Origin of the sequence: Lacimonas salitolerans, assembly GCF_042677865.1 — a bacterium.
In the GTDB taxonomy this organism is placed as follows: Bacteria; Pseudomonadota; Alphaproteobacteria; order Rhodobacterales; family Rhodobacteraceae; genus Lutimaribacter; species Lutimaribacter salitolerans.
In genome coordinates, this window is the sequence record NZ_JBHUDD010000013.1 from 1 (window position 1) to 7,150 (window position 7,150).

Annotated in this window: 7 protein-coding genes and 1 pseudogene; 2 read left to right on the top strand and 6 right to left on the bottom strand. The window is 61.8% G+C overall.

The annotated features are described in order from the left end of the window. On the bottom strand, positions 1–355 hold a 355-nt coding region (locus ACFTOW_RS01925), incomplete at its 3' end, for an ATP-binding protein (RefSeq protein ID WP_379912528.1). On the opposite strand from ACFTOW_RS01925, the gene ACFTOW_RS01930 reads away from it, so the two are divergent. Together ACFTOW_RS01930 and ACFTOW_RS01935 are read left to right on the top strand one after the other, a co-directional pair. Beyond that, the gene (locus ACFTOW_RS01930) at positions 272–925 is read left to right on the top strand and encodes a HipA domain-containing protein (RefSeq protein ID WP_379912530.1); all 654 of its coding nucleotides are present in this window, start codon (positions 272–274) and stop codon (positions 923–925) included. The genes ACFTOW_RS01925 and ACFTOW_RS01930 overlap by 84 nt on opposite strands. A gap of 319 nt (positions 926–1,244) precedes the next feature. Next, positions 1,245–1,657 (top strand): annotated as a pseudogene (locus ACFTOW_RS01935) (antitoxin of toxin-antitoxin stability system); the annotation flags it as partial. 6 nt (positions 1,658–1,663) lie between these two features. Here ACFTOW_RS01935 and ACFTOW_RS01940 read toward each other — a convergent pair. The 5 genes from ACFTOW_RS01940 to ACFTOW_RS01960 form a co-directional block, all read right to left on the bottom strand. Beyond that, positions 1,664–2,269, bottom strand: coding sequence for a mobile mystery protein B (locus ACFTOW_RS01940; RefSeq protein ID WP_379912532.1), 606 nt, complete (start codon positions 2,267–2,269; stop codon positions 1,664–1,666). Beyond that, positions 2,266–2,727 carry a helix-turn-helix domain-containing protein gene (locus ACFTOW_RS01945; protein WP_379912534.1) on the bottom strand — a complete coding sequence of 154 codons (462 nt, stop codon included), beginning with the start codon at positions 2,725–2,727 and terminating at the stop codon, positions 2,266–2,268. The genes ACFTOW_RS01940 and ACFTOW_RS01945 overlap by 4 nt, the downstream gene beginning before the upstream one ends. A 904-nt stretch (positions 2,728–3,631) precedes the next feature. Beyond that, the gene (locus ACFTOW_RS01950; RefSeq protein WP_379912536.1) at positions 3,632–3,964 is read right to left on the bottom strand and encodes a type II toxin-antitoxin system HicB family antitoxin; all 333 of its coding nucleotides are present in this window, start codon (positions 3,962–3,964) and stop codon (positions 3,632–3,634) included. Then, a complete protein-coding gene (locus ACFTOW_RS01955; protein ID WP_379912538.1) occupies positions 3,961–4,293 on the bottom strand; it encodes a type II toxin-antitoxin system HicA family toxin in 333 nt (110 codons plus the stop codon). Before ACFTOW_RS01955 ends, ACFTOW_RS01950 begins: the two co-directional genes overlap by 4 nt. A 1,416-nt stretch (positions 4,294–5,709) precedes the next feature. Beyond that, positions 5,710–6,879 carry an ATP-binding protein gene (locus ACFTOW_RS01960; protein ID WP_379912540.1) on the bottom strand — a complete coding sequence of 390 codons (1,170 nt, stop codon included), beginning with the start codon at positions 6,877–6,879 and terminating at the stop codon, positions 5,710–5,712. Positions 6,880–7,150 lie beyond the last annotated feature (271 nt).

Genomic DNA, 7,150 nt, shown 5'->3' on the forward strand with positions numbered 1-7,150 from the left:
AGGCCTTGTTTCCGAGGGCGCACGCAATCCAGCTTTTTCCTAAGCCTGTTGGGCCAGTGATCAGCAGATTTTCGTGGCGGTTGATCCAGCTCCCATCGATCAGATGCGCCATAACACCTGCATCGATGCTGCGCGGGCTGCGCATATCGATATCTTCAACGCAGGCTGCGTGACGCAGGGCGGCAAAGCGCAATCGAGTTGCCAGTCTCTTGGCGTCACGCTCTGCTGCTTCGCGATCGACAAGCAGGCCCACCCGGCGGCGAAAACCTGCGTGCTCGGGGAAGGGGACCTGCAAGGCCTGCTGGTCGAAAGGTTCGATCGCCGCATCGAGAATGGTCTCGTAAGCCGCATTCACCAGGAGGACTTCTGCCAGGCTCTCGGCCTGGGCGAGACGCTGAAATACGAGCGCTACGGCGTGCCGCCCCGCGCCTTCACCGCTGACGCAATCGGGGGTTTGCTCAGCGCGACCCGTCTGCCCGGGAAGGCCCGCCAGGCCTTCTTCGAGATCACGATCGTGAACATCCTGCTGGGAAATTCAGACAATCACGGCAAGAACCATGCGCTGCTCTACAGGAGCGCGAAACCCGATCTCGCACCGGCATATGATATCGACCCCGTGCTTCTGGACGATGTCCGACACGACATGGCCTTCCGCGTCGGCACGTCTACGATGGGCGACGACGTGACGGGCGACGATCTGGATGCGTTTCTCAGGTCCTTGGGTGCCAGGGGATTCAGCCGGGCACAAGCGCGTCGATGCGCGGAGATCATCGAGAGGCTCCTCGCCGGGGTGGATGGCTTGCCGCGCCCGGCTGGGAAGGGGCTGTGCGATGTGGTCCGGCAGCAGGCGTTCCATCTTTCGCAGAACCTCGATCTTGGGCTCGAGGTGCTGGAGGTCGACAACGTGCCGGTCAACAGAACCTAGGTGTCGACCACCTTTGCGATCACTCCTCGGGCAGGCCTGCTGGTGTTCCATTGACATCCAGAAACGGACATGTGCTCGTCGGGAGCCCTTTTCCCAACATCTTTCAAGATATGGTTGGCTTGGAGGCCTTTTTAGGCCACCAAGCCATACTGTCCGCTTGCCTCTGCCGGGTTGAAAGGCAGCAGTGGTGCCGAGGCTCAGCGCTCCGAGAGAGCCTTCCTCCGATGATGTAGCTCTCCTCATCCTCCGGGGTGTAGAATGCCGCGCGAAAAAGCTTCCAGGCAAGCGTCCGAGAGGGCCCGGCGAACCGTCAGGCAAAGGGACGCGGGCCAAGCCCTGCATCTGGTTTTCAGGGTTCTGGAGCCAGGGGGATGGGGCCTGTTTGAAGCATACCTCAGCCACACCAAGGGCGCGGCCGCGCGCATCCGGGACCACGCCCCGACCGACGCGACGCTGCATGGTATCGTCGGCCAACTGCAGGCAGTCCAGCGGCGCAACTTTTACCAGCTTGCTGCTGAGGTCAGCCATCGGGGCCGCTACTACCACGAATACACCATGTCCGTGCACGTCATCCGCGACAGCCCGACCTGGCAGCAGCCGTTGAGCGACCTTGCCCGCTGGCTCTACCGCCAGCTTGAGGCCGAGTACGACCACCTCACCTCGGACGAAGCTATCGAGGAAGGGATCATCGTGAACGAGTACACCTTCACCGAAGCTGGGCGACGGTTCGGGTCAGTACTATCGGGCGATTGCCCTGACGAGCGTCACCAGGGGGTCAAAGTCGTACTGATCGGCCGATCTCAGCGCGGCGATATAAGCCGAGCGGTGTGCACTGTCGGCGTTCAGCGTGCCGCCGCCGGACCAGTCGAGGAAGATATCCGGATCGATCTTCGCCAGGTAGGCGTCTGCCATGATTCGGGCCCAACGTCCGTTCCCGTTCGCGAAGGGATGGATCCAGACCAGGCGATGATGAAGGCGCGCAGTTGCTTCCAGCGGATCAAAGCTCTTGTGGTCACGCCAGTAGCGGGCGTCATCGAGGCAGGTGCGTAGCTCGGTCGAGATATGCCAGACTGGCACGCCGATGTTCTTCTCGGTCAGGCGATAGACGCCCGCCCAATCCCAGACCTCGCCGAAGAGGCGCTTGTGGATCTCGCGGACGGCAGCATCGGTCAGCAGATCGAACGACTTGGGTCGTCGGTCGAGCCAGGTCAGGCCAGCGATGATGTTTTCGCTTTCGAGCTCGTTCAATTCGCCGCGGGTCGCGATGTGCTTGGCCTTGAGGCCAAGCAATTCGTCCGGCGTCAGGGGTGTCGCCCCAGCGGGTTCATGAAGCTCCAGCGTCATTGCCAGAAATCCCGGCGGCCTTCACGGATGATGTCGGCCGCCAGTTCCTCTACCATCTCGGCCTCGCTGCGCAGCCCCTCGCTCTGCTCTTCGAGGGCCATATGCGCCCGTGTGCGCTGGATGATGCGGCGGGCTTTCGTGCGCGCTTGAGCCAGGACGATCTCCTCGACCGGGCCCTCCCGCGGGACGATGGCATAGACGAGACGTCCGCCCATGGCCTCGGCGATCTTCTCGAGCTGGTTCAGCGAGATCGTTCCCGCCTGCTCATTCCGGATCGATGCATAGATCGTGTTGCGCGAAACCTCGAGACGTTCGGCAAGGGCGGGCGCGTTCATCCCGATCGCTTCCTGAAACGTGGCGATCCAGCCGCCGAACGGCTTTGCAAGCGACTTTGCCAAGCTGGCAGCCTGGTTTATCCTGTCTTGGGCCTGACGTTGCTTCGCGCGGGAGACGGACATTTGCCAACCTGAGATTTTGCATCCATATGTTAATTGCGATGCCATCGTATGGCAAAGCGTCTATATTAGCAACATCATAGTTACGCATAAAGTCTTGGTTCGCATTGTCAAAGATTGGCAGACACAGTGGTTCTGCCAGCCGTGATGTGGCCGCAAGGTTGCTGCATGACATGTTCATAGCACTGTCCGCGCTCATCGGCCCTCTCACGTGTTCCTGTCGACGTCGTCATCCGCTTTGTGCGGCGACTTGCCGTGGGCAGGGCGAAGTCATGGCCTGTGAACTTGAAAAGCTCTGATGAGCGACAAGAGCCTGTGGTTGCTGGATACTTGGAATGGACATATCGCGCGAGGAGCTTTTTGCGCTCATTTGGGAGAAGCCGACCGTGGAGGTCGCGCGTGACATGGGCATCTCGGACGTTGCCGTGCCAAGCTTTGCGCGCGCCTTCAAGTGCCGAAGCGTCCACGAGGATACTGGGCGCGCGTAGAAGCTGGCCAAGCGCCAAGACGTCCTCCACTTCGTGCATTTCGGGATGAAATCGAAATCGAGGAGCGCCGGAAAGTCCGCGCGCGACCGCGACCGCGTCCGGGAGCCGTCGGCCTGTCGCCAATTCAGCGAAAGATCGTCGATCAGGCGCTCCTGGAGTTCGTGGCGAAGGGGGTCGACCTTGGTACCATAAAGGTCGTGTCCAACCAGATCAGGGACTTGCCTCCCGAAATTGCCACACAGCTGCTGCTCCTCATCCAGAACAGCTACCTCGCCTGTCCAAGCGCATCGTTAGTCGCCGAGGCACTTGCCTGAACGAGGTGGGCAAAACCTATCTCAAAGGAACGCGGGGGCGTGTCGAACTCGAAGACTTCGACCGCAAGCACCGGCTTCGCGTCGTGTGATCTGATACGGGCCGGTTCAACCGGCGGCGCGGTCCAGGACTTCCTCGGCCCATTGGTTGAGGCTTTTCCCGGCCAGTTCCGCAGCGATCACGGCCTTGCGGTGAACGTCGGGGCTGACCCGGAACATCACCTGGCCGGAGAAGGCTTTCTGCGGGTCCTTGCCGATCCTAGCACAGGTCTCAATGTAATCTTCGACCGCCTCGTGAAACGCTTCGCGCAAATCTTCCACGGTATCGGCGTGGAACCCCACCCGATCCCGGATACCGGCAATCTGGCCGGTGAAAATGCCGTCGTCGTCATCATACTCGATACGGGCGGCATAGCCCTTGTAGGTCATCGTGTTGGTCATGGTGTCATCCCGATCCGTATCAAGAAATCGCGCGCATCGCTCACCTGGTATCGTTTCGCTTCCTCGGCGGGATGCGGGCGATGAAACGTCGCCACCTCGCCGTCTTTCTCGAACCGAACCCGCGAGCCCCGACCCTCGATGAGGCGCACGCCTGCGGCCAACAGCAACCGCTCGATCCCCGCCCATTCGAGTGTGCCGGAGACCGGCTCGGCAAAGACGGCTGCAAGGGTCTTGCGGTGCTTGGTGTTCACGGCCTCAAAATAGCACTGCTTGCATTTTTTGCAAGCAGTGCTTTCGCGGCCCGTGGTTTCTTCTGCCTCGGCGCTCAACGCTGCCGCTGCCGCTTTACGGTGGCCTTGCGCGCCTCTTCCTGCCCGACGCGATCCTAGGCGCGCGCTCCTGCTCGGCCTCTCGCTCTTCATGATCAGCGTCGGCGTGGCCCAGTTCAACGGTATCGGTGTCCGGCAAGGCTGCCATGATGGTTGCGCTCGCGCCTCGCGCGTTCGCGTCCGTCGCCGTCAAGGTGTCCAGGATTGGCGAGGTGAGCAATGTAGCCCTTGCCGCCTTGGCCGCTGCCGCACCCATGTTAGTGATCATCTGCGCGGCGGTCGCGCCGATCGCGGAGACGGTTTGGCCGGTCGCCTCACGGAAAGACTGGCTGGCTGTTTCGGGGGCCTGGCGGGCCTTGGCAAAGGTGAAGGCGGCCCCAAGGCGCGGTGGGGCTTCTGTCGGCTACGAGCTGCACACCTGCCGGGCGGAACGCGTGGCGCTTCCACCGGGACCGACCGTCGCATCGAGCGAGGGTCCGATGCGTCATGACGGGGCAGAACAACCGGTCCCGCCGCGGCGATCGAGCCGGTGATGTGGGATCGGCTATTCAACGCGTGTCGAATAGGGACCGGGTACCGGTACCAAACGGCGGGGGATCAGGGTCCCTCATCTCCGGGCCTGCCTTCACGCCCCCGCCTTTGGTGCGGCAAATGTCTGCGTCCACCACGTTCATAATGTGCATCTGGCACGACATAGTCCCTTTCGGCAGATCATAACTGATCAAGGCAACCTGTCCGCTGCCCAAAGAAAACATGAACCTGCGGGTTCGCGTTGTCCTCCCTGCCGGACGCCGGGACGGGGTGCATAGAGCTTTCGAGGCCTTGGCGGGTTTGGTGATGACAGACGTTCAATAAGGCAGGTAAGCGTGAACATCTTCTATGAACGACCGACCTGACGTGTCACGCTAGGGCGTTCGCAAGTCAACGCGGTCGCCTCAAGGCCCCCCGATCACGCTACCTGTCCGCTTGGGTGCGGCCCTTTTCGGTCTCCCGGCAATACGCGTCCCGGCCCCCTCTGATCCGGTTCATTGCGCCGGTCGCAGTCTGGCGGCAATCTAGCGCCAAAGGCCCCCCTGATCCCCCTCGCTAACGACCCCTGTCGGGTGACCCGCAGCGCGCCCCTCCCGCAGTCCCTCATGTCGACCCTCGCCAAGACCCCTGATCCCCGAAAGGGCCGATAACGCTTATCCCGGACCCAACCAGCGAAGCGATAGGGCACCAAGGACTCCCTCAAGCAGCGCAGTGACACGGCGAAGAAACCGCGCTCGCGCCTCGCAACGTCGTCGGCCCCACAAGCTTCCGGGGAACGCCCTGTCGGCCGCGCAAGAGCTTCGGGACCGGAGGTCGCTGACATGAGAGTTGCAAACGCGGCTCACATCCTTGCATCGACCTCCCGGATCGTGCAGCGGTAATTGGCTACCCGCGCGCAACCAGTTCTTGGGCGAACTGGTGCAGCGACATGACTTCGATCCCGTTTGGGAGTGGAAAGCGATCAGTCCCCGGATAGACGACGATGCGCCGCTCCGGCTCCAGATCCTCGCAGGCGTGGTGAAAGCCACGTTCGACTTTGGGGGACAGGCTGCGCTTGATCTCGATGGCCCACCGCGTACCTCCGGGCAATGTCAGCACCAGATCAACTTCGGCCCCCGCCCCGCTGCGGTAGAATTGCGCCTGCGTGCCGTCCGGCATCGTGGCGTGCGCGGTCTCGATGACCAGTCCTTCCCAACCCGCACCTGCGACAGGATGCGCCAGCACCTCATCCAGAGTTTGAAGCCCCAGAAGGGCATGGAGGATGCCAGTGTCGCGTACATAGACACGGGGGGACCTGATCAGCCGTTTGCCGATATTGGCGTGCCACGGCTCCAGCCGGCGGACAAGCATCAGATCGATCAGCAGGTCGAGGTAAGATGCCACCGTCTTGCCATCGACCCCAAGCGCGCGGGCAAGTTCGGCGGCATTGGACAAGCTGGACTGGCGATGGGCCAGCATGGTCCAGAAACGGCGCAGGGTCTCGGCAGCGATGCGCGGACCAAGGGCGGGAATATCGCGCTCCAGATAAGTGCGGATGAAGTTGCGCCGCCAGCGAAAGCTGACCTGATCGCTGCGAGCGAGAAAGCTGTCAGGGAAGCCCCCGCGCAGCCAAAGCCTGTCGAGATCGGCGTCAGGAACTTCCAGCGCGTCCAGTGGCGCAAGTTCGACGTAGCTGATCCTCCCCGCCAAGGTTTCCCCCGACTGCCTGAGCAGGTCTATGGAGGCCGACCCCAAGAGCAGGAAACGGCCTGCTCGCCGCCCCTTGCGTCGCCCTCGGTCGATCAGCCCGCGGAGATTTTGGAAAAGGTCTGGCATACGCTGAACCTCGTCAAGAATGACCAGCTTGTCTTCATGCGAGGAAAGATAGAGTTCCGGGTCAGAGAGCTTCGCCCGATCGGCATCGGATTCGAGGTCGAGGTAGAGCGAAGGACGCCCCTCTCCAAGCCCTTGTGCCAGCGTTGTTTTTCCAACCTGCCGTGGCCCTAGTAGGGCAACGGCAGGGCTGTCCTCAAGAAGGCCATGCAGTTCGTCAGCTATGCGGCGATCAATTATCATCCTTGCAATTATGGGTACTACTTCCAGTTTTGCAAGGTTAATTCTTGCAGATCAGCTTAATCTGACCCAACGGTGGTCGCCCATGACGTCAGCCTGCGTCGGCCCACGCCTCTTCGACCTCCTGCATCGCGCGCGCATGGACCCGCAGCTGACCATGATCACCTCCAGATTATGATACCGCAAGAGGGAGAGGGCGCGAATGGCAAGCGCATCGACATGGAACGCCCCAGTCTCAGGCCTTTGCCGGCCCGGCGGACGACGGATTACGAGG

Bases quoted from the DNA above. Each gene is read 5' to 3' on its own strand.
- ACFTOW_RS01940 (WP_379912532.1), bottom strand. From the start codon at position 2,269: ATGACGCTGGAGCTTCATGAACCCGCTGGGGCGACACCCCTGACGCCG.
- ACFTOW_RS01945 (WP_379912534.1), bottom strand. From the start codon at position 2,727: ATGTCCGTCTCCCGCGCGAAGCAACGTCAGGCCCAAGACAGGATAAAC.
- ACFTOW_RS01950 (WP_379912536.1), bottom strand. From the start codon at position 3,964: ATGACCAACACGATGACCTACAAGGGCTATGCCGCCCGTATCGAGTAT.
- ACFTOW_RS01960 (WP_379912540.1), bottom strand. From the start codon at position 6,879: ATGATAATTGATCGCCGCATAGCTGACGAACTGCATGGCCTTCTTGAG.